General features: G+C 72.0%; 15 protein-coding genes. 7 read left to right on the forward strand and 8 right to left on the reverse strand.

Annotation, left to right across the window (positions count from 1 at the left end; genetic code table 11):
- The first annotated feature begins 1 nt into the window (after position 1).
- The 3 genes from ACIQU4_RS03695 to ACIQU4_RS03705 are packed head-to-tail and all read left to right on the forward strand — an operon-like array spanning position 2 to position 3,406.
- The gene (locus ACIQU4_RS03695; protein ID WP_403725287.1) at positions 2–1,189 is read left to right on the forward strand and encodes a toxic anion resistance protein; all 1,188 of its coding nucleotides are present in this window, start codon (positions 2–4) and stop codon (positions 1,187–1,189) included.
- Positions 1,186–2,811 carry an extracellular solute-binding protein gene (locus ACIQU4_RS03700; RefSeq protein WP_403725290.1) on the forward strand — a complete coding sequence of 542 codons (1,626 nt, stop codon included), beginning with the start codon at positions 1,186–1,188 and terminating at the stop codon, positions 2,809–2,811. Before ACIQU4_RS03695 ends, ACIQU4_RS03700 begins: the two co-directional genes overlap by 4 nt.
- The gene (locus ACIQU4_RS03705; RefSeq protein WP_403725292.1) at positions 2,798–3,406 is read left to right on the forward strand and encodes a hypothetical protein; all 609 of its coding nucleotides are present in this window, start codon (positions 2,798–2,800) and stop codon (positions 3,404–3,406) included. The genes ACIQU4_RS03700 and ACIQU4_RS03705 overlap by 14 nt, the downstream gene beginning before the upstream one ends.
- A gap of 87 nt (positions 3,407–3,493) precedes the next feature.
- Here the strand turns inward: ACIQU4_RS03705 and ACIQU4_RS03710 are convergent, their stop codons facing one another.
- Positions 3,494–5,338, reverse strand: coding sequence for a phosphoenolpyruvate carboxykinase (GTP) (locus tag ACIQU4_RS03710; protein WP_403725293.1), 1,845 nt, complete (start codon positions 5,336–5,338; stop codon positions 3,494–3,496).
- A 220-nt stretch (positions 5,339–5,558) separates the two neighbouring features.
- Between ACIQU4_RS03710 and ACIQU4_RS03715 the strand changes: the two genes are divergently transcribed.
- The gene (locus ACIQU4_RS03715) at positions 5,559–6,230 is read left to right on the forward strand and encodes a hemolysin III family protein (RefSeq protein ID WP_403725296.1); all 672 of its coding nucleotides are present in this window, start codon (positions 5,559–5,561) and stop codon (positions 6,228–6,230) included.
- Between the two features lie 56 nt (positions 6,231–6,286).
- Here ACIQU4_RS03715 and ACIQU4_RS03720 read toward each other — a convergent pair whose 3' ends face one another.
- The 5 genes from ACIQU4_RS03720 to ACIQU4_RS03740 all read right to left on the reverse strand — a co-directional run bounded on the left by ACIQU4_RS03720 (position 6,287) and on the right by ACIQU4_RS03740 (position 15,341).
- A complete protein-coding gene (locus ACIQU4_RS03720) occupies positions 6,287–8,740 on the reverse strand; it encodes a galactose oxidase-like domain-containing protein (protein WP_403725299.1) in 2,454 nt (817 codons plus the stop codon).
- A gap of 54 nt (positions 8,741–8,794) precedes the next feature.
- Positions 8,795–10,009 carry a glycosyltransferase gene (locus ACIQU4_RS03725; RefSeq protein ID WP_403725303.1) on the reverse strand — a complete coding sequence of 405 codons (1,215 nt, stop codon included), beginning with the start codon at positions 10,007–10,009 and terminating at the stop codon, positions 8,795–8,797.
- Positions 10,010–10,015: 6 nt separating this feature from the next.
- Positions 10,016–11,713, reverse strand: a complete 1,698-nt coding sequence (locus ACIQU4_RS03730) for an ArnT family glycosyltransferase (protein ID WP_403725305.1) — start codon at positions 11,711–11,713, stop codon at positions 10,016–10,018.
- Positions 11,710–13,035: a glycosyltransferase gene (locus ACIQU4_RS03735; RefSeq protein ID WP_403725983.1), complete on the reverse strand. Its 1,326-nt coding sequence runs from the start codon at positions 13,033–13,035 to the stop codon at positions 11,710–11,712. Before ACIQU4_RS03735 ends, ACIQU4_RS03730 begins: the two co-directional genes overlap by 4 nt.
- A gap of 251 nt (positions 13,036–13,286) precedes the next feature.
- Positions 13,287–15,341 carry a thioredoxin domain-containing protein gene (locus ACIQU4_RS03740; RefSeq protein WP_403725307.1) on the reverse strand — a complete coding sequence of 685 codons (2,055 nt, stop codon included), beginning with the start codon at positions 15,339–15,341 and terminating at the stop codon, positions 13,287–13,289.
- A 449-nt stretch (positions 15,342–15,790) separates the two neighbouring features.
- Here ACIQU4_RS03740 and ACIQU4_RS03745 point away from each other — a divergent pair, with 449 nt between their 5' ends.
- Positions 15,791–19,084, forward strand: a complete 3,294-nt coding sequence (locus ACIQU4_RS03745; protein ID WP_403725309.1) for a tetratricopeptide repeat protein — start codon at positions 15,791–15,793, stop codon at positions 19,082–19,084.
- A gap of 211 nt (positions 19,085–19,295) precedes the next feature.
- On the opposite strand, the gene ACIQU4_RS03750 is transcribed toward ACIQU4_RS03745, so the two are convergent.
- Both ACIQU4_RS03750 and mca read right to left on the reverse strand, forming a co-directional pair.
- Positions 19,296–19,529, reverse strand: coding sequence for a hypothetical protein (locus ACIQU4_RS03750; RefSeq protein WP_119095389.1), 234 nt, complete (start codon positions 19,527–19,529; stop codon positions 19,296–19,298).
- 2 nt (positions 19,530–19,531) lie between these two features.
- Complete coding sequence (gene mca / locus ACIQU4_RS03755; RefSeq protein WP_403725312.1) at positions 19,532–20,413, reverse strand: mycothiol conjugate amidase Mca; 882 nt, start codon at positions 20,411–20,413, stop codon at positions 19,532–19,534.
- A 120-nt stretch (positions 20,414–20,533) separates the two neighbouring features.
- On the opposite strand from mca, the gene ACIQU4_RS03760 reads away from it, so the two are divergent.
- Together ACIQU4_RS03760 and greA are read left to right on the forward strand one after the other, a co-directional pair.
- A complete protein-coding gene (locus tag ACIQU4_RS03760; protein ID WP_403725315.1) occupies positions 20,534–20,962 on the forward strand; it encodes a DUF4307 domain-containing protein in 429 nt (142 codons plus the stop codon).
- A gap of 136 nt (positions 20,963–21,098) precedes the next feature.
- Entirely contained in the window at positions 21,099–21,596 is a 498-nt protein-coding gene (gene greA, locus ACIQU4_RS03765; protein ID WP_387282051.1) for a transcription elongation factor GreA, read from the forward strand.
- Positions 21,597–21,623: the final 27 nt, after the last annotated feature.

Consider the following 21,623-nt stretch of genomic DNA (forward strand, 5'->3'; position numbering starts at 1 on the left):
CATGTCTCTGACACCACCGCAGGACAGCCCGCTCGTCCTCACCGCCCCCGAGCCCGTCGCCCCCGTACGGCGGGAGCAGGCCTCGGGCCTGGTCCCGCTCCAGGACGGGGTGCGCGACGAGATGGCCCGCCGGGCCGGGGAGTACGTCGGCTCGCTCGCCGGGATCGACACCCGCTCCCCCGAGTTCGCGAGCCGCATCGGGGAGATATCCGGGCTCGGCGCCGGCGAGATCCGCAGCGCCGCCCAGCAGTCCAACCGGATGCTCGACCGGGCCGTACGGTCGCTGGGCTCCGACGGGGGCGGCGACGCCCAGGCCCGCGTCGCGGGCTCCCTCGTCGAACTGCGCCGCACCGTCGAGGACCTCGACCCGCGGGACACGCCCGCCAAGGGGGCCCGCAAGCTGCTCGCGAAGCTGCCCGGCGGCAACAGGTTCCGCGACCACGTGGCCAAGTACGCCTCCTCGCAGACCACGCTCAACACCATCGTGGGCGCGCTGCGCGGCGGCCAGGACGAGCTGCGCCGCGACAACGCGGCCCTGCACACCGAGCGGGCCCGCCTGTGGGAGACCATGGGCAAGCTCCAGGAGTACGCCGTCCTCACCGAGGCCCTCGACGCGGCGGTGGAGGAGCGGATCGCCGAGGCCGGGCACGCCGACCCGGCGTCGGCCGACGTGATGCGCGCAGACCTGCTCTTCCCGGTCCGGCAGAAGCACCAGGACCTGCTGACCCAGCTGGCGGTGTGCGCGCAGGGCTACCTGGCGATGGACGTGGTCCGGCGCAACAACGACGAGCTGATCAAGGGCGTCGACCGGGCCGCCACCACCACCGTGTCCGCGCTGCGGATCGCCGTGATGCTGGCCTCGGCCCTCGACAGCCAGCGCAAGGTGATCGAGCAGGTCAACGCCCTGAAGGGCGCCACCGAGGAGCTGATCCGGGGCAACGCGGACATGCTGTCCACGCAGAGCGGCGAGATCCAGCGGATCGCGGCCGACCCGGCGGTGGGCGCGGAGACGCTGCGTGCGGCCTTCGCGCAGATCTACAAGACGCTGGACGCGATCGACACGTTCAAGGCGCAGGCCACGGAGAACATGGCCGCCACCGTCGAGTCCCTGACCGGAGAGCTCCGGACCGCTTCGGCCCACCTGGCCCGTACGCGCACGTCCGGTGTCCTGGAAGGCGGGGATCGATGACCATCCGCAGCGTGCGTACCGCATCGGTGCGCAGACGGTTCGCGGTGGCCGTCACGCTCGCCGCGACCCTGCTCGGGGCCTCGGCCTGCACCTCCGGCGGTCCGGATCCGGCGAAGCCGACGGGGTCGAAGTACCAGGAGGGCAAGCTGCGCGTGCTGGCCTCCAGCGAACTGGCCGACATGGAACCGGTGCTGAAGGCGGCGAAGGAGGCCACCGGGGTCAGCGTCGAACTCACCTGGTCCGGCACCCTGGACGCGGCCGAGCAGGTCGCTTCCGGGAAGGCCGACGGCAAGTACGACGCCATCTGGCTGTCCTCCAACGACTATCTGCGGCTGCGCCCCGAGGCCGCCGGGAAGCTCAGCAGCGAGACGCCGGTGATGTCCTCGCCGGTCGCGCTGGGCGTACGGGCGGACGCGCTGGCCCGGCTCGGCTGGAAGCCGGAGGAGGTGACCTGGTCGGCGGTGCACGAGGCCGTCGCCGCCGGGAAGCTGACGTACGGGATGACCGATCCGGTGCGCTCCAACTCCGGGTTCTCCGCGCTGATCTCGGTGGCCTCGGGGCTGTCGGGCGCGCAGGCGGCGCTGACGGACGCGGACGTGAAGACGGCGCAGCCCAAGCTGAAGGAGTTCTTCGCCGGGCAGAAGCTGACCTCGGGCTCCTCCGGCTGGCTGGCCACCGCGTACGCCGAGCGCGGGGACGTGGACGCGCTGGTGAACTACGAGTCGGTGCTGCTGTCCGTGAACCGGGACGCGAAGGCGGGCCTGACGGTGATCCGGCCGCGCGACGGGGTGGTCACCGCCCACTATCCGCTGACCCTGCTGACCTCGGCCCCGGCCGGGGCGCGCGAGTCGGGCCGGGCGCTGACCGACTACCTCAGCGGCGCCGAGGCGCAGAAGGCGATCACCGAGAAGACCTTCCGCCGGCCGGTCGCGGCCGGGGTGCAGCCCGCGGCCGGGCTGAACGCGGACAAGCGGCGCGAGCTGCCGTTCCCCGGCACCCGGTCGGTCGCGGACGGGCTGCTGGCCTCGTACGAGAACGAGCTGCGCCGGCCCTCGCGGACGGTGTACGTGCTGGACACCTCGGGCTCGATGGCCGAGGAGGACCGTATCGGGCGGCTTCGGTCGGCGCTCACCGAGCTGACGGGGACGGGTGATTCGGGGACCGGGCAGCGGTTCCGGGACCGCGAGGAGGTGACGCTCCTGCCGTTCGGCGACAAGGTGAAGAAGGTGCTGACGCACGTCGTCGAGCCGGGCAATCCCGGGCCCGCGCTCGACGCGATCCGGGGCGATGTGAACTCGCTCCAGCCGGAGGGGGGTACGGCGGTGTACGGCAGTCTGAAGGCCGCGTACGAGCACCTGGGCAAGGGCAACGCGGACGCGTTCACCTCGATCGTGCTGATGACGGACGGGCAGAGCGGCGACAAGGCGAAGGACTTCGACTCCTTCTACGCCGGGCTGCCGGACGCGCAGAAGCACACACCGGTCTTCGCGGTGCTGTTCGGTGACTCGGACCGCAAGGAGCTCGCCCACATCACCGAACTGACCGGCGGGCGGCTCTTCGACGCCACCGGCGGCAACGGTTCGCTGGACGGAGCCTTCGAGGAGATCCGTGGCTACCAATAGGGTGCTCGGCTGGCTGGAGTCGAAGAAGAACCTGGTGGGCAGCGCCTGCGGGATGGTCGGGCTGGGCCTGACCGTCACCGGGGTGGCGGGCACGTACTGGCCGGTGGTCGTGGCCGGGCTGTACGGCGCGGGCGCGCTGATCGCCCCGCCGGAGCGGCCGGCGCCGCCCGAGCCCCGGGGGCCCTCGCAGCAGCTGGACGACATACGGGAGCGGTTCGGCCGGCTGCGGGAGTACGTGGCCGAGGTGGACCTGCCGGATCCGGCCGAGGGCCGGCTCGCGGAGCTGATGGAGCTGTACGGGGCGCTGCTGGAGCCGGGGTGGGTGGCCGATGTCCTGGCCGCCGACCCGGAGTCGGTGCACGCGCTGTCGCGGGCGATCGAGCTGGACGTGCCGGAGTGCGTGGACACGTACAACCGGACGCGCTGGTGGACCCGGCTCACGCCCGGCGGGGAGTCGCCCGAGCGGCACCTCGAACGGCAGCTGTCGCTGCTGCACGAGGAGGCGGAACGCCTGACGGCGGACCTCCGCGAAGCAGAGGCCCGCCGTCAGCAGACGCACACGACCTACCTGGAGGAGCGCGGACAACACTCCTGACAGGACTTTCGGCCGGTGCTGCGGTGGGAACCGCTTGGTCGGGGGCTCCCACACCCAGGTGCCCGGAGCTTCCTCCGGGCAGGTCTTTCAGCCCAGGCGCTCGACGAGCGCGTGGTACTGGTCCCACAGCTCCTTGGGAGTGTGGTCGCCGTAGGTGTTCAGGTGCTCGGGGACCAGGGAGGCCTCGTCGCGCCAGACCTCCTTGTCGACGGTGAGCAGGAAGTCCAGGTCCGCCTCGGGGAGGTCCAGGCCGTCCAGGTCGAGGGAGTCCTTGGTCGGCAGGATGCCGATGGGGGTCTCGACGCCGGCGGCCTTGCCGTCGAGGCGCTCGACGATCCACTTCAGGACGCGGCTGTTCTCGCCGAAGCCGGGCCACACGAACTTGCCCGCGTCGTTCTTGCGGAACCAGTTCACGTAGTAGATCTTCGGGAGCTTGGACTGGTCCTTGCCCTTGGCCACGTCGACCCAGTGGCCCATGTAGTCGCCCATGTTGTAGCCGCAGAACGGCAGCATGGCGAACGGGTCGCGGCGCAGCTCGCCGACCTTGCCCTCGGCGGCGGCGGTCTTCTCGGAGGCGATGTTCGAGCCGATGAAGACGCCGTGGTTCCAGTCGAAGGACTCGGTGACCAGCGGGACGGCGGAGGCGCGGCGGCCGCCGAAGAGGATCGCGGAGATCGGGACGCCCTTGGGGTCCTCCCACTCGGGGGCGATCGTCGGGCACTGGGAGGCCGGGACGGCGAAGCGGGCGTTGGGGTGGGCCGCCGGGGTCTCGGACTCCGGGGTCCAGTCGTTGCCCTTCCAGTCGATGAGGTGCGCGGGCGCCTCTTCGGTCATGCCCTCCCACCAGACGTCGGAGCCGTCCGGGGTGAGCGCGACGTTGGTGAAGACGGTGTTCGCGTACATCGTCTTCATGGCGTTGGCGTTGGTGTGCTCGCCGGTGCCGGGGGCGACGCCGAAGAAGCCGGCCTCGGGGTTGATCGCGTACAGGCGACCGTCCTCGCCGAAGCGCATCCAGGCGATGTCGTCGCCGATGGTCTCGACCGTCCAGCCGGGGATCGTGGGCTCCAGCATGGCCAGGTTCGTCTTGCCGCAGGCGCTCGGGAAGGCGGCGGCGACGTACTTCGCCTCACCCTGCGGCGGGGTGAGCTTGAGGATCAGCATGTGCTCGGCGAGCCAGCCCTCGTCGCGGGCCATGACGGACGCGATGCGCAGGGCGTAGCACTTCTTGCCGAGCAGGGCGTTGCCGCCGTAGCCGGATCCGTACGACCAGATCTCGCGGGTCTCCGGGAAGTGCGAGATGTACTTGGTGGTGTTGCAGGGCCACGGGACGTCGGCCTGGCCCTCGGCGAGCGGAGCGCCGAGGGTGTGGACGGCCTTGACGAAGAACCCGTCGGTGCCGAGCTCGTCGAGGACGGCCTTGCCCATGCGGGTCATGGTGCGCATGGCGACGGCGACGTAGGCGGAGTCGGTGATCTCGACGCCGATCGCGGAGAGCTCGGAGCCGAGGGGGCCCATGCAGAAGGGGACGACGTACATCGTCCGGCCCTTCATGGAGCCGCGGAAGATACCTTCCTGCCCGGCGGAGCCCCCCTCACCGGTGAAAAGGGCCTTCATCTCGGAAGGAGCCTTCCAGTGGTTGGTCGGGCCCGCGTCCTCCTCCTTCTCGGAGCAGATGAAGGTCCGGTCCTCGACGCGCGCGACGTCGGACGGGTCGGAGGCGGCGTAGTACGAGTTGGGTCGCTTGCCCTCGTCCAGCTTCTTGAACGTGCCCTTGGCGACGAGCTCCGCGCACAGGCGCTCGTACTCGGCCTCGGAGCCGTCGCACCAGACGACCCGGTCGGGCTGGGTGATCGCTGCGATCTCGTCCACCCAGGAGGTCAGCTCCTGGTGAGTCGTCGGGACAGAAAGGGGAGCCGCGTTCTCGCGCGCCACGATTGCTCCTTGAAGAGGGGTTTGTTTGGTGTTTGCCCCGTGGGGGCTGCGACCCGGATGCTTCGCGCTCCGCTCATCCGGTGCCGACCGCACTCATCTGATCATCCGGTGCGTGTGCGCATATGTCCAGGGGGCCTCTCACGTGAGCATCGCCACTCCCGTCAATCTTCCGTAAAGCGCACTAACGGAAACCTACGGACCCGTAGGTAGCATGGCGGCCATGACTTCTGACGCCGCCGCCGCCGCTCCGGCCGCACCGGAGGCCAAGCCGCTGATGCGCGGCTGGCTGCACACCGGGATGTTCCCTGCCGTGGTCGTCGCGGGCCTGGTGCTGATGGCCTTCACCGAGTCGACGCGGGCGCGGGTGGCGTGCGGGGTGTACATCCTTACGGCCTGCCTGCTGTTCGGCGTCAGCGCCGTGTACCACCGCGGCACCTGGGGTCCGCGGGGTGAGGCCATCCTGCGGCGTCTCGACCACGCCAACATTTTTCTGATCATCGCGGGGACCTATACCCCGCTGACGGTGCTCCTGCTCCCGCCCTCCACCGGACGGACGCTCCTGTGGGCGGTGTGGATCGCGGCCGCGGCCGGCATCGCGTTCCGCGTCTTCTGGGTCGGGGCTCCGCGCTGGCTGTACACCCCCTGCTACATAGCGATGGGCTGGGCGGCGGTCTTCTTCCTCCCCGACTTCCTGCGCACCGGGGGCATCGCCGTCCTGGTCCTGGTGATCGTCGGCGGGCTCCTCTACAGCGCGGGCGGCGTGATCTACGGGATCAAGCGCCCGAACCCCTCCCCCCGCTTCTTCGGGTTCCACGAGGTCTTCCACTCGCTGACCCTGGCCGCCTTCGTGACCCACTACGTCGGCATCTCGCTCGCCGCGTACCAGCACTAGCAGCACTGGCGGAGCCCCGTCGCGGTGCGCGGCGGGGCTCCGTTCTGCCGGTGCGGCTACGTGCAGGCGTAGCCGTCGCCGTCCGGGTCCAGGCGCAGCGGGTCACTGCCGTTGACCTTCATGCGCTTCGGGTACTGGTGGGAGGCCAGCCAGTCGCAGCGGGCCTTCGTCGTCTCCTTCACCTCCGCCGGGAACCTCGTCGGCACGCACTGGCTCGCCGTGCCGTAGTGCCGGTCGCAGCCGGCCACGCCCGGGGCGACCGGCGCCGAGTCCCGCTTCCCGGGGTTCTGCTTCGGGGCCGCCTGCGGCGCGTCCGCGAACTCGTGGACGTGCGGGGACGGGGCCTCCTCCGTGGCCGCGAGCGCCGACGCGCCGCCCAGGTGCACCCAGGTCGCCACCGACGGGATGCCGTTCGCGTCGACCCCGAAGAGCATGTACCAGCCGGGCGGTGCCAGGTTCGGGTTGCTGGTGACGTTGAGGTCCACGGTCGTGTTGTCGACCACCGACAACGGCAGGTCCACGTACCGCTGGTTCGGGTCCGAGGAGTGCGTGACCGCCGCCGGACGGATCAGCTCCGCCTTGGCGATCGGCCGGTCGACGGTGATCCGCTGCGTGTCCCCGTACACCCACTGCGTGTCGATCACCGAGGTGAGTTTCGGGCGCGCGCCCTTGAAGAGGTACGGCGGGGTGTAGATCGACACGTTGTTGTTGTACGTGCCGTTGCCCGGGTTGTCGCCGACCGTCATGACCCGCCCGTCGGGCAGCAGGAAGGCGGCCGAGTGGTACGTCCGCGGGATCGGGTCGGACGGCAGTCCGGCCTTGTAGGTGTTGGTCACCGGATCGAAGAACGAGGCCTCGTACACCGGGTCGGCCCGGTCGTGCAGTCCGCCGCCCGTCTCCAGCACCTTGCCGTCCGGCAGCAGTACGGCCGACACGTACATCTTGCCCTCGGCCCCGGTCTGCGCCCTCTTGACCCCGCCCACGTCGACCAGGCCCTGCGGCAGGTCCGGCCCGGCGGTGTACGCGGGGCTCGCCGCCTTGAGGTCGATCAGCTCGGTGAGCCGGTTCGCCGCCGGGTTCGACTCGTTGTTGCCGCCGCCGATCGTCAGGACCCGCTGGTCCTGGGCGGGCGGCAGCAGCACGCTCGCCGACTCGTCGCGCTCGTCCTTCTTGCGCAGCCCGGGCACGTCCGTGATCGTGTTCGCGTTGTAGTCGTAGATCGACGCGCCGCTGCCCTGCGTGCCGTTGCCGAAGGTGTGGCTGCCCGAGTAGAAGAGCCGCCCGTCCTGCATCAGGATCATCGACGGGTACAGGCCCCAGTACGACCAGGTCTGGTTGACCTCGTTCATCGGCAGCCACTTGCCCCGCGCCGCCGAGAACTTCTCCGCGGTGACGTTGCCCGTCGAGTCCTCCTTCAGACCGCCGAAGGAGATCACGTCGCCGTTGCCGAGGACCGTCGCCGACGGGTACCAGTGCCCGCCGTTCAAGTCGTTGGTCCTCGTGTACGCCTCGGTCGCCGGGTCGAAGACGTAACTGTCCTTCAGCCCCTGGTAGCCGATCTTGCCGTCGGCGGACGGGTACCCCTTGTTGCCGCTCATGACCAGCACCCGGCCGTCCGACAGCTGCACGTGGCCCGAACAGAACATGTCCACCGGCGTGGGGATCGTCTTGAAGGACCCGTTCGCGGGGTCGTACACGGCCGAGGTGAACGTGCCCGCGTTGAACTGGGCGATGTCGTTGCCCGAGCCCGCGATCAGCAGCACCTTGCCTCCCCCGGAGCCTGCGGCCTGGGAGGTGCCCCCATTCAGCACCACCGCGTGCATCGAGCGCACCGGGTTCTTGGCCGGGATCACCTCCCACTTGCCCTTGGCGCACTCGTCGGGCGTGCCCGTGCAGCCCGGCTGCTGCGGGGCCGCGCCCACCTCCTCCAGCGCGTAGTCGTCCGTGGTGAGCGTGCCCACCCCGTAGACCGAGAGCCCCCACGTGATCTTGTCGGTGCCGGGCGGGACGGCGGGCGTACGGACCTCCGTGCGCGCCCATCCGGCGCTGACCGGCGGATTCTGCAGGTCGGTCCAGTACTGCCAGCCCGCGGTGGTGTCGTGGCGGAACACGGTCACCGACACGTCCGGGGTGTTCGACTTGTACCAGGCGGACAGGTCGTACTGCTTGCCCGGTACGACGGTGGGCGCGCAGGCGGTGTTCTCGGTGACGAGCGCCTTGCGGTCGCCGCTGACGCGGCGGGTGAGCGAGACCTTCATGGCCTTGGTGCCGCTGTGCGCGTCGGCGACGGTGGCGTAGGTGAAGTCGTTGTCGCCCCAGCCGGACTTCTCCCAGCAGGACGGCATGTCCTCGCCGGGTGCGCCGGCGGTCTCGAAACCGGAATTGGTGAGCAGATTGGGCGGTCCGGCCGTGGCCTGCTGCGGTGCGGTGAGCAGCAGGCCCGCGGTCATCGCCCCGACGGCGGCCAGGGCGGCGCGCCGCCCGGCCTTCCGCCGGATGTTCGCTGGCATGGACGAGTTCCCTTCTGTTCTGTACGGCGGCTCTGTGCGGCGGCTCTGTGCGGCTCAACTCCTGGTGGTGCGTGCGGTACGGGTCTTGCGCGGGAGGTAGACGAGGGCCTCGGTGGCCGCGAACCGCAGGACGAAGGTGGTGACCAGGGCCAGAGCCGTGGCGGGCAGCACCTCCATGGCGAACCTGCCGACGAACAGGGCGATCAGCGGGATGCGCAGCAGCAGGTCGGCGTTGGCCAGCAGGGCGAAGCGGCCGACCCGGTCCGCCCAGTGCCGGTGCCGGCGCCGGTCGCGGAAGAGCAGGGTCTCGATGAGGACGAAGTTCCAGAGCACCCCGGCCTGGTTGGCTGCGATCTCGGCCGGCAGGTAGTGCACCCCGGCGTGCGTGAGCAGCCACAGCGCGAACAGGTTCGGGACGAAGCCGGAGAGCCCGATCAGCCCGAAGCCGATCATCCGGGCCAGCGGGGTCGCGGAGCGCAGCGCGGCGAGGTGGGCGAGGAACCGCAGCCCCTCGCGGGCCCCGGACTTGGACTCCCCCGAGTAGCGGTCCTGGAAGACGAAGGGCACCTCGGCGACCTTGGCGGGCCGGCCGCGGACCGCCAGCTCCAGCAGGATCTTGTAGCCGAGGGGCTTGAGGGCGTCCGCGGTGACCAACGGGCGGCGCATGGCGAAGAAGCCGCTCATCGGATCGCTGATCCCGCGCAGGGCGCGCGGGAAGAGCCCCTTGGTGAGCCAGGTCGCGCCGCGCGAGACGGCGATGCGGTAGTTCCCGGCGAGTCCGGCCCGGCTGCCGCCGGGGATGTAGCGCGAGGCGACGACGAGGTCGGCGCCGGTGCGCTCGCCCTCACCGACGAGCTCGGGCACCAGGTGGGGCGGGTGCTGGAGGTCGGCGTCCATGACGACGATCCAGTCGGTGTCCGCCCGCTTCAGGCCTTCGACGACGGCGCCGCCGAGGCCGCCGACCGCCCGCTCGCGGTGCAGGACGGAGACCCGGAAGGGCAGGTCGAGGGCGGCCTTGTCGATGACGGCCGGGGTGTCGTCCGTGGAGTCGTCCACGAACAGCACCTCGCAGGGCAGGCGGGCGGGGAGCGAGTCGGCGAGCCGGCTCAGCAACTCGCCGATGTTCCCCGCCTCGTTGAAGGTCGGGATGATGAGGGTGACGCTGCCCGCCGCCACGCTGCCCGCCGCCGCCTCCCCCTCCCCCTCCTCCTCCGGAATGGAGACTTCCGGATTGCTCAGGGCATGCGGGGTCCACAGGTCCTCGCTCATGGCGGATCAGCTCCCGTCGGCTCGGTCGGTCCTGCGGATCTCGATGCGGTCCTCGCCGGAGCCGAAGACGGCCACCGCCGTCGAATGCTCCAGCGCGGCCTTCACGTTGGGCAGGTCCACCGCGTCCCGGCGGACGGTGGGCGAGGAGACCACGTAGTCGATGTCGCGCCAGCCGCGCGGCAGGGTCCGGGTGACGGCGGGGTCGAGGTCCGCCTTGTAGAACCAGATGGCGCCGGGCCCGGGCTCGAAGCCGTGGTGGACGGCGTCCAGCCAGAGCGCGTCGTCGACCAGGACCCGGGTGTGCCCGGGGTCGGGGACCTCCCGGCCGAGCCAGGCGGCGGCCTGCCGGTACGGGGCGTTCGCGTCCGCGGTGAGCGCGGTGCGGTCGCCCTCGTACCAGTGCGGCAGGACGTACACCGCGGCGGCCGCGGCGAGTACGCAGAGCAGCACCCTGCGCCCGTACGTGAGCGCCCGCCGCTCCCCCGGCGCGCTGCGGCGGCGCAGCACGGCGTGCGTGACGCTGGCCGCGCCCCCGGCGAGGACCAGCGCGAGGAACGGCAGCGCCTGGATCACGTACATCGCCGGCAGGTAGCCGGAGGGCCGCATCGCGACGGCGGCGAGGAGCACGGCGGCGAGCGCCGGGCCGGCGAGCGCGCGGGCGGTGACGGACCACCTGAGGGTGGCGAGGAGCAGGAGCGCCGCGGCCAGCCCGCCGAGCGGCAGGACGGTGTCGTAGTACAGCCAGGACCGCAGCACTCCGTTCGAGCCGGAGCCGGGGGTGAGGATGAAGCCCGAGCCCGGCCGGCTCATCTGGTACGTGATGCCGTCGATCAGCGAGACGTGCCCGGCGCCGGGCAGCAGCTCGCTGTTGAGCAGCGCGTACAGGGGATACGAGAGCCCAATGAGCGCGCAGGCGGTGACGGCCCCGGTGACGGCGAACTTGCGGGTGTCGCGGTGGCTGTGGCGCCACATGGTCACCAGCAGCGCCGGGAGCACCACCAGCATCGTCTCCTTGGTCAGGACCGCGGTGGCGGCCGCGAGTCCCGATCCGAAGTGGTGCCACAGGTGGCGGCTGGGGGACGCGGCCAGGCAGAAGGCCAGCAGCATCCACATCACGGCGAGGTTGTCGAGGAAGATCTCCCGCTGGAGCACGACGGAGAGCGGGGAGAGCCCGAAGAGGGCCATCGCGAGTCCGGCCGCCCAGCGCGGCAGCCAGAGCCGGCGGGCGAGGACGTAGATCAGCACGGAGCCGGCGGCGGAGACCGCGAGCATCGAGAAGCGCATCGGCGCGACGGTCATCCAGTCGGGCACGAGGAGTGAGGGCAGGTAGGTCAGGCCGGCTATCTGTATCCAGCCGAGCGGCGGATGGTCGTACCAGTACGTGTAGTGGGCGAGGCCGTCGCCCTGCTGGACGGCCCACGCCTGGGCGAGGTACGTGCCCTCGTCGTCGCTCAGGGTCGGGAAGTGCGTGATGTTCCAGCCCTGGACGAGGACGATCGCGAGCAGGACGGCCCCGCAGAGCAGCAGGTCGGGGCGGGAGGAGCGGAAGCGGACGAGGGGGTGGGCCGGGGCGGGCGGCCGGACCCCGAGTCCGCCGCGGCTGCCGGAGCCGCTCGGACCGCGCCGGTCGGGGACGCGCGGTTCGACGAGGGCCGTTGCGGCGCCGGGCTGGGGATCAGTGGCCGTGGGCAGGGTGGCGGTCACCGGTGGCTGTCCTCTCGGATCGCGGTGGACGCGCCGGCGGTGGAGACCGCGGCGGTGACGCTGATCGGAGCGAGGTGGGCGCCGGTGTGGCTGGTCAGCTCCCACTCGTTGCGGCCGCGCTGCTCGCGCCAGACCGCCCGGATCGCGGCGCCCGCCAGCATCACCTGGTAGAACGGGCCGCCGACGACGAGCTTGAGGTAGTGCACGAAGCGGACGCGCAGCCCGTACTGGCGGCCGAACTCGTGCAGGCCGACGATCTCGAAGACGAACGTCACCATCGCCGTGATCATGGGCAGGAAGGTGATGATCGCGATGCCGACGGGCACGTCGAGCAGGACCGCGACGGCGAAGTTGACCGGGATGATCACCCCGGAGGCTGCCTGCATGAACGGGGTCATCAGTGTGTAGCGGGCCAGCCAGCGCTGGCCGCGGCCGGGCAGCTGCTGCCAGTCCTTCTTCCGGTAGACCTGGAGGAAGCCCTGGTTCCAGCGGGTGCGCTGCTTGAGCAGGCTCATCAGCGATCCGGGCGTCTCCTCGCGGGTGACCATGTCGGAGTCGTACGCGACGACCACCTTCTTGCCGACCGAGGAGAGGCGTACGCCCAGGTCGCAGTCCTCGGCCAGGCAGTTCTGGTCCCAGCCGCCGGCCTCGCGGAGCACCTCGGTGCGTACGAAGACGGTGTTGCCGCCGAGCGGGATGAACCCCTTCTCGGCGTGCAGGTGCAGCCGGGAGCGGAACCAGAAGAAGTACTCCAGGCAGTTGCGCAGGCTGTACCAGGAGGAGTGGAAGTTGATGAGCTGGACCCCGCCCTGGACCACGTCGGCCGCGGTGGAGCGGAAGGCGTGGTCGACGTGCGCGAGCAGCTCGGGGTGGACCTGGTCCTCGGCGTCGAAGACCCCGACGATGTCGCCCCGGCAGTGCGGGAGGGCGGTGTTGAGGGCCTTCGGCTTGTTCTTGGCCTCGTGGTGGTCGACGACGACCCGGACCCGCTCGGGCGCCCGCGCGGCGGCGGCCTCGGCGACGGCGGCGGTCTCCGGGTCGTCGTGCCCGACGATGACGATGATCTCGTAGTCGCCGTGGCTCGATTCGAGCAGCCTCTCGATCGTGTGGCGCAGGACCGCCTGCTCGTGCCGGGCCGGCAGGAGCAGCGAGAACGCCAGCCGGCCCTCGCCGTCGGGGCGGTCGAACCGGGTGGAGGCGAGCGTCTCGGGCGTGCGCCACGCGTGCATCTGCCACCACAGCGTGAAGGCGGCCATCCAGAAGAGCGCAAACGAAATCACGGATATAACGACAGAGGTGTACAAAACGTCCCCCACAGACATGCCGCGACACCAGGCGGCGATCGGCAAACCCCCCAGGGGATCAAGGCGGGCCCCCCGGCCCGCCTTGCCCGCCCCTGCTTCCCCCAGCTCCCCCTCGGGCGCACCCCCCGGTGCACCTGCTCCGCGGCTCCCCAGTGACGTCCGCAGACACGAGAGTAGGCAGCGAATATGAAACTCAGGAGCCGCGGGGATAAAAACCAGGTTTCCGAACTGTCGGACAGGCAACCGGAATTGACGGCACTCCGGTGGATTCAGGGATGAACCGCACCCAACTGATCAGCCAGTTCGACCGGGTCTGTCGTAGGCCGCGCGCAGACGAAATGTCGACACACATACGCCGTCGGAAGGTCGCGTACGAGTGTGCGCTCGGCCAGGAGGGGGAACTCGCCCCCGCTGCCGTCGGCCGCCCGCGGCAGCCCGACCGCCACCACGGCCCCGGGAGCCGTCCCCAGCAACGCCGCCCGGTGCAGCCCGGCCAGCGCCGGATCCTCCGGATGACCCACCACGGCCACCTCGCGCGGACCGTCGAGCAGCGCCTCGGCGACCGCGAGCCCGTGCCCGATGAAGCGCGGGACGCGCGGACCCAGCGCGTGCACCACGCCGAGGGCCCGGTCGGCCGCAGTGCGGTGCGCCTCGGAGCCGGTGTGCGCGGCGTACGAGAGGAGCGCGCCGGCCGCGGCCGTCCAGCCCGAGGGGGCCGCGGTGTCGGTCGGGTCCTGGGGGCGGCGGATGAGCTGCTCGGCGTCGTGCGCGGTGTCGTAGAGGGAGCCGTCCTCGGCGGTGAACCGGTCCAGGACCAGGTCGACGAGGAACCCTGCGAACTCCAGCCAGACGCCCTCGCCGGTCACGGCCGCCAGCGCGAGGAAGCCCTCGGCGACGTCGCCGTAGTCCTCCAGGACACCGGCGTTGGCGCCGACGCGGCCGTCCTTGCTGGTCCGGGCCAGCCGCGCGCGCCCGTCCATATGCACCCGTACCAGGAGGTCCGCGGCCTCCGTCGCCCGCTCGACCAGGTCCGGCCGGTCGAAGTACGCCCCGCACTCGGCCAGCGCGGCGATGGCCAGGCCGTTCCAGGCGGCGACGATCTTGTCGTCCCGGCCGGGCGCGGGCCGCTCGGCGCGCGCCGCGAGCAGCCGCTGACGGATGCCGTCGATCGCCCCGGCGTCCACGACGGGCCCGTCCTGGGGCAGCTGGAGCACGGACTTGCCGTGCTCGAAGGTGCCCTCGTCCGTCACCCCGAAGTACGCGGAGGCCAGCGCCGCGTCGTCCGCGCCGAGTACCTCGGCCAGCTGGGCGGGGGTCCAGGCGTAGTACGCCCCCTCCACGTGCTCGCCGGTCTGCGGGTCCTCGCTGTCGGCGTCGAGCGCGGAGGCGAAACCGCCCTCGGCGGTGCGCAGCTCGCGCACCATGAAGTCGGCGGTTTCGAGCGCGACGCGCCGCGCGAGGTCCGACCCGGTGGCCCGCCAGAGATGCGCGTACACGCGGCACAGCAGCGCGTTGTCGTACAGCATCTTCTCAAAATGCGGAACGACCCATTCCCGGTCGACGGAGTAGCGGGCGAACCCGCCGCCCAACTGGTCGTAGATCCCGCCGCGGGCCATCGCCTCGCAGGTGTCGGCGGCCATCTGCAGGGCCCCCTCCGACCCGGTGCGCGCGTGGTGGCGCAGCAGGAACTCCAGCACCATGGACGGCGGGAACTTCGGCGCCCCGCCGAAGCCGCCGCGGACGGCGTCGTACTCCCGCGTCAGCCCGAGCAGCGCCAGGGCCAGCTCCTCGGGGCCGGGCGTACCGGCCTTCCCGTAGTCCAACTGCCGTCCGGCGAGGTCCCGTACGATCCGCTGCGCGACCTCGGCGACCTCCTCGGGCCGCCCCACCCAGGCGGTCCGCACGCCTTCGACGACCTCCATGAAGGAGGGCATCCCGTGCCGGGGCTCGGGCGGGAAGTAGGTCCCGAAGTAGAAGGGCTCGGCGTCGGGGGTGAGGAACACGGTCATGGGCCAGCCGCCCTGCCCGGTGGCGGCCTGCACGGCCTCCATGTAGACGGCGTCGACATCGGGCCGCTCCTCGCGGTCCACCTTGATGTTGACGAAGTGCTCGTTCATGTAGGCGGCGGCCAGCTCGTCCTCGAAGGACTCATGCGCCATGACATGGCACCAGTGGCAGCTGCTGTACCCGACGCTGAGCAGGACGGGCACCCCCCGCTCCCGCGCCTCCGCGAACGCCTCCGGCGACCAGGGCCACCAGTCGACGGGATTGTCGGCGTGCTGGAGGAGGTAGGGGGAGGTCTCGTTCGCGAGGCGGTTCGGCATGGGGCCATCCTGCCGCACACGCCCGGATCAGCGACGAAGGAGCGGGGCCAGGTCGCGGGTCCGGGTGTCGCGGGTCCGGGTGTCGCGGGTCCGGGTCCGGCTCGCAGCGCAGCCGGCGCGGGCCGGGGCGCGCGGGCCATCTCGGACTCGACCTCCCGGAGGGGGGTCACTCACTGCGGTACGGGGGCCGAGGCGCGGCGCTCGCCTGCCTCGGACCGGACGACGGCGTGCCCACCGCACATCGGCCGTGCACCGGGGGCCCGGGCTACGGCCGTGACCACCCTGCGTGGACCGGAGGCCGCAGCCGCGGGGTGGAACGTACATATATGCGCGTGAGCGGGGGGAGTTGGGGCAACTCCCTCTGATCTAGCTCAGATTCCCTCGCGCTCGCGGCAGTCCCGGCGGACACTTGGGGCCACGTTGCCGGAGCTCTCTTGAGGGGGATGCGGATGCGGGACAGCCATCGCGGTGAGGCCGAGCGACTGCTGGAGCGGGCCGTGGACGAGGAGGCCCGGCGGGGCGCCGGGGGCGGCACGCCGGCCGACAAGGCGGCGCTGACGGCGCGCGGCCTGGAGGCGCTGGACGCGCTCGCGGCGAGCGCCGCCGAGGAGTACGAGGCGTACGTACGGGCCCTGGACGAGGCGGCGGCCGGGGACGAGTCCCTCGGCGAGGCCTTCCGGCGCGGCAACACCTCAACGGCACTGCTCGTGACGGCGGTTGCGGCGGCCGCGGCCGTCGGGGCCGACCTGTCGCTCGGCGTGGCGGCGGGTACGGCGCTGGCGGCCGGCGCCGTCACCGGGATCGCCGGGGCGGCGGCCACGGTCGCCAAGGTGACCGCCCTGCACCTGCCCGCCGCGAACCGCCGGGCCGGGGTGCGCGGCCGGCCCGGTGGGCCGGAGCAGCTGAGACTGCAGTGGCTGACGGCACTGGAGGTGCGCGGGATACGCCCGTTCCTGGAGCAGCAGCGCGCGGTGACCGCCGCGGCGCGGGTGCCCCGGCAGCCCTCCCGGCCCGCCGCCCCCCAGCTGCGCGGGACCGACCGCAGCGCGGAGGCCCGGCGGCGCAGCGTACTGGAGCAGTCCTTCGGCCAACTCCCGCAGACCGCAGCCTCGTTCGCGGGCCGACGGGCGGAGCTGACCCGGATCGCGCAGTGGGTGCAGGCGGCCCGGGCCAGTACGGAGACCCGCCCGGTGGTCGTGGTGCTGCACGGCGAGCCCGGCGTGGGCCGCACGGCCCTGGCGCTGCGGGCGGCGGACGCGCTGCGCGACCAGTTCCGCGGGGCCTGCGTGGTGGACCTGCGGGGCGGCTCGCTCAGCGGGGAGGCGCCGCTGCCGATCCGGGAGGCGCTGCTGCACCTGCTGAACCGCCTCGGCGCCCCGCGCGAGCAGCTGCTGTTCCGCGAGGGGTCCTCGGCGGAGCAGCAGGTACGGCGCCTCGGCGAGCTGTACCACCAGCACCTCCAGGGGCTGCCGGTGACGGTGCTGCTGGACGACGCGGTGGACGCGGAGCAGGTCCGGATGCTGGTGCCGGAGCGGTCGGAGAGCCTGGTGCTGGTGACCGCCCGGGATCCGCTGGAGCTGCCCGGCCCGTCGGCCTGGGTGCACCAGCTCCCGGTGGAGCGGCTGGCGCAGGCGGAGGGCGCGGAGCTGGTCCGCGCCGGGGCCGAGGCGGCCGGCACGGCCCCGTACGAGGAGGAGGCCCTGCGGGGTCTGCTCGCACTCGGCGGCGGGCTCCCGCTGGCCTTGCGCGTACTGGCCCCGCTCGGGGCGGACGGAGCGGCAGAAGCCGCGGATGCCGGTGCCGCCGGTGACGCCGCGGATGCCGGTGACGCCGGAGACGCCGCCGATGCGCTGGAGGGGGCCCTCGCCCTGGCCTACGTACGGCTGCCCGAGGAGCGGCGACGGCTGCTGCGGCGGCTCACGCTCGCCGGGCGGGCCTCGCTCGGCCCGTCGGCCGCGGCGGCGCTCATCGACGCGGACCGGGCAGCGGCCGGGCTGCTGCTGCGCGAGCTGGCGCAGGCGGGCCTGCTGGACCACGTGCGCGGGGAGCGGTACCGGATGCACGACGCGGTGCGCTCGTACGCGGCGGCGCGGCTCGCGGCGGACGAGGACCGGGCCGAGTCCTCGGCGGCGCACGGCCGCCTGATCCGCAACTACGCGCAGCTCGCCGACGCGGTGATCCGTATGGTCGACGGGAAGATGTCGACCCGCGCCAACACGCCTTTGAAGACGAGCACGGTCGGAGGGCACGGCTTCGCCTCGCTCGACGCGGCGCTGCGCTGGCTGGACGACGAGTCGAGCTTCATCACGGCCACGCTGCGGCACTCGGAGGACGTGGACCAGCAAGCGATCTTGGACCTGCTCGGCGCGCTCTGCGACTTCTGCCTGCTGCGCGGGGACCTGTACCGGCTCGGCGAGATCAACGAGCTCACGCTGGCGGTGGAGGCCGCGCGCCGGGGCGAGCCCGGCCAGGGGCGCCTGGTCCGCTCCGTGCAGTGGCGCACCGGCATCGCCGCCCGCCAGCTCGGCGAGCTGGACAAGGCGCGGACCACGCTGACCTCGGTGGTCGACCAGTACCGGGAGGCCCACCAGGACGCCGGCGCGGGCATGGCCCTCATCTCGCTCGGCATCACCCTGCACCACCAGGGCCAGCTCCCGGAGGCCGCGGCCCGGATCCGCGAGGCGCTGGTGCTCCAGGAGCCGGACGAGCTGGCCGGCGACCGCGCGTGGGCCCTGCACGCCCTGGCGGCGGTGGAGCGGGACCGGGCGCACCTGGCGGAGGCGATGCGGCTGCTGGAGCAGTCCCTGGCCCTGCACCGGGAGAGCGAGAGCGTGCACGGCGAGGCGTGGGCGCACTTCCAGCTGGGGCAGGTGTACCTGCGGCTCGGCGACGTGCCGGGGGCCGAGGCGGAGCTGAAGCTCGCCCTCGACCTGTACGGGCGCACGCGCGACGAGCGCGGCCAGGCCTGGGCGCTGACCCAGCTGGGCCGCGCCCGCGTCGTCGACGGGGACCCGGGCCCGGCGGTGGAGCGGCTGCGCGAGGCGCTGGCCAAGCACCGGGAGCAGGAGGACGCGCGCGGCGAGGCCTGGACGCTGTACTACCTCGGGCAGGCGCTGGAGGAGGGCGGCGAGCGCGACCAGTCGGTACGGGAGCTGGAGCGGGCCCGCACGATGTTCTCGCGGATGCGGGACGTGTACGGGCTGGCGCACGCCCGGCACCACTCGGGCCGGGTCACGCGCGACCAGCGGGCGGCGCAGACGGGGAACCTGCGCAACTCCGGGTTCGCGCGTCAGCTGCTGGTGGACGCGCGGGCGGACTTCCGGCGGATCGGACTGGCGCACGGGGAGGCGTGGACCTGCCTGGAGCTGGCGGTGGTGGACGCGGGCAACGGGCGGGTGTCTCAGGCGCTGGGCCTGTGCGAGGAGGCGGCCCGGCTGTTCATCTCGTACGGGGACCGGCGCGGGGAGGACTGGGCCCGCTTCCTGCGCTGCACGATGCTTCCGTACGCGCTCCCGGGCGCGGGCGTGGAGGAGGCCCGGGCGGAGCTGGCCCGGCTGGCCGCGGCGCCGCACGCGATGCGGGACGGGCGGCTGGAGGACGGCCTGGACACCTACGCGGTGGTGCTGGGGCGCGGGGTGGATCCGGCGGAGGGCTGGCAGGCGTGGCGGCTCGGGCTGGTCCCGAACCTGCACTCGCGGGAGATCATGGGCGTCCCGATGCCGCCCGCCTTGCCGGCGGCATGACCGGGGGGCCGTACGGCCGCGCAGGCCGAAGGCGGCCGACCGCGGTACGGCCCCGCCCGTCGCGGATCGGCCCGACGCTCGCGGGGCCCGACCGCGGGCAGCGCGCTGTCGCCGCCCCGCCCGTGGCACGGGAGGGCGGCGGCGCACCGCCCTGAGGTGCGGGAGCGGCTCCGCTACGGGCCGGTCCGCGGCAGGAGCGGCGTGACGGCTCCTACGGGGCCCGGTCCGCGGCGGGGGCGGCGGCGGGCGCCGCTCCGGCCTCCGGGGCCTCCTGGAAGTCGACCCGGCCCATGTGCCGGCTCATCGACTTCATCAGGCCCCACACCGCCAGGGCGAGGGCCGCGAACACGATGAAGCCCAGGACTCCGGGGGTCACCTTGTTCTTGTCGAAGGTGTCACCCGCCAGCGGAAGGAGCTCGGTCAGTGCTGCCTGCGTAGCGTTCATGGCTACGCATTCTCCCGGATGCCCTCGAAGAGGTCGGACTCGGGGAGGGAAGTGTCGACGAGCGACTTCGCGAGCTCGTACTCCTCCGTGGGCCAGACCTCCTTCTGGATCTCCATCGGCACGCGGAACCAGCCGCCGTCCGGATCGATCTGCGTGGCGTGCGCGATGAGCGCCTTGTCGCGGATCTCGAAGAACTCCGCGCACGGCACGTGCGTGGTCAGGGTCCGCTCGGAGCGCTCGAACTCCTTCCAGCGCTCCAGCCACTCCCCGTACGGGGACTCCATGCCGCGCGAGAGCAGCGCCTCGTGCAGGGCGACGGTGCGCGGCTTGTTGAAGCCCTGGTTGTAGTAGAGCTTCTGCGGCTGGTACGCCGGGCCGAACTCGGCCTCCGGGTACTTCTCGGTGTCCGCGGCGCCCTCGAAGGCCACCATCGAGATCTTGTGGGTCATGATGTGGTCGGGGTGCGGGTAGCCGCCGTTCTCGTCGTACGTGGTGATGACCTGCGGCCGGAAGGCGCGGATCTTCCTCACCAGGCGGCCGGCCGCCTCGTCCACGTCCTCCAGGGCGAAGCAGCCCTCGGGGAGCGGGGGCAGCGGGTCGCCCTCCGGCAGGCCGGAGTCGACGTAGCCCAGCCACTCCTGCTCGATGCCGAGGATCTGGCGCGCCTCGTCCATCTCCTTGGCGCGGACCTCGTGGATGTTCTCCTCGATGTACTTGTCACCCTGGAGCTTGGGGTTGAGGATCGAGCCGCGCTCGCCCCCGGTGCAGGTCACCACCAGCACGGGAACCCCCTCGGACACGTACTTGGCCATGGTGGCCGCGCCCTTGCTCGACTCGTCGTCGGGGTGGGCATGGACGGCCATCAGTCGAAGCTGCTCGGTCAAGACAGGATCCTCTTTGAGTCGTCAGGGCGTTCGCCTCCTATAGTGACCGAATCGGGGGGTGGAAAAATTCCGGGGCTGCCCCTGGGATTGTGGACTCCGGCCCTCCGAAAGGAACGATCAATGAGTACGGTGCGCGAGGGGCTGCCCGAGGGCCGGTACGGCCGGTCCGCGGACGAGCGTGCGGACCGCAAGCTCAAGATCGTCGGGTCGGTGCTGGGCGTCGGGCTGCTGGGCCTGGTCGGGTGGATCGGCTGGGACTACGTCGCAGGCCAGAGCGTCAGCGCCGAGGTGATCAAGTTCCAGGTGGTCTCGGACTCCGAAGTGAAGGTGCACCTGGAGGTGCGCAAGGACGCCGGGGTCACCGGGGTGTGCACCCTCAGCTCCCAGAACGAGGAGCACGCCGAGGTGGGCCGCGCGGACTTCACCTTCGGGCAGAAGGACACGCGCGTGGACGAGATGCTCTCGCTGAAGACCACGGGCCGGGCCACGATGATCGAACTCGTGGGCTGCCAGGCGGCGGGCCAGGGCACCACGCCGACGTCAGGCTGAGCTCTTTCCTGCTCACGGGCCCGATGACACACTTCATACACATGGTGTCCTCCCCCTTTTCTTCCCGAATTGTTAGGCTCGTGGTTTCGCCCGCCGCTGGCGGCCAAGTAGTCCCCTGTACCGACGAGGAGCACCCGTGACCCAGACGAGCGAGAGCGTCACCTGGCTGACCCAGGCGGCGTACGACCAGCTGAAGGCCGAGCTGGACTACCTCTCTGGTCCCGCACGCACGGAGATCGCCACCAAGATCGCAGCCGCCCGCGAGGAGGGCGACCTGCGTGAGAACGGCGGTTACCACGCGGCCAAGGAGGAGCAGGGCAAGCAGGAGCTCCGCGTCCGCCAGCTGACGCAGCTCCTGGAGAACGCCAAGGTCGGCACCGCACCCGCCTCCGACGGCGAGGTCGCGCCCGGCACGGTCGTCACCATCGCCTTCGACGGCGACGAGGACGACACCATGTCCTTCCTGCTCGCCTCGCGCGAGTACGCGTCCTCCGACTTCGAGACCTACTCCCCGCAGTCCCCGCTGGGCACCGGCGTGATGGGCAAGAAGATCGGCGAGAACGCCGAGTACGAGCTGCCGAACGGCAAGAAGGCCGCCGTCAAGATCCTCGACGTCAAGCCCTTCACCGGCTGATCACCCCACGCGTACGAGGAAGCCCCC

Source organism: Streptomyces sp. NPDC090741, from assembly GCF_044769045.1.
Lineage (GTDB): Bacteria > Actinomycetota > Actinomycetes > Streptomycetales > Streptomycetaceae > Streptomyces.

Bases quoted from the DNA above. Each gene is read 5' to 3' on its own strand.
- ACIQU4_RS03695 (WP_403725287.1), top strand. From the start codon at position 2: ATGTCTCTGACACCACCGCAGGACAGCCCGCTCGTCCTCACCGCCCCC.
- ACIQU4_RS03700 (WP_403725290.1), top strand. From the start codon at position 1,186: ATGACCATCCGCAGCGTGCGTACCGCATCGGTGCGCAGACGGTTCGCG.
- ACIQU4_RS03715 (WP_403725296.1), top strand. From the start codon at position 5,559: ATGACTTCTGACGCCGCCGCCGCCGCTCCGGCCGCACCGGAGGCCAAG.
- ACIQU4_RS03720 (WP_403725299.1), bottom strand. From the start codon at position 8,740: ATGCCAGCGAACATCCGGCGGAAGGCCGGGCGGCGCGCCGCCCTGGCC.
- ACIQU4_RS03725 (WP_403725303.1), bottom strand. From the start codon at position 10,009: ATGAGCGAGGACCTGTGGACCCCGCATGCCCTGAGCAATCCGGAAGTC.
- ACIQU4_RS03735 (WP_403725983.1), bottom strand. From the start codon at position 13,035: ATGTCTGTGGGGGACGTTTTGTACACCTCTGTCGTTATATCCGTGATT.
- ACIQU4_RS03740 (WP_403725307.1), bottom strand. From the start codon at position 15,341: ATGCCGAACCGCCTCGCGAACGAGACCTCCCCCTACCTCCTCCAGCAC.
- ACIQU4_RS03745 (WP_403725309.1), top strand. From the start codon at position 15,791: ATGCGGGACAGCCATCGCGGTGAGGCCGAGCGACTGCTGGAGCGGGCC.
- ACIQU4_RS03750 (WP_119095389.1), bottom strand. From the start codon at position 19,529: ATGAACGCTACGCAGGCAGCACTGACCGAGCTCCTTCCGCTGGCGGGT.
- ACIQU4_RS03760 (WP_403725315.1), top strand. From the start codon at position 20,534: ATGAGTACGGTGCGCGAGGGGCTGCCCGAGGGCCGGTACGGCCGGTCC.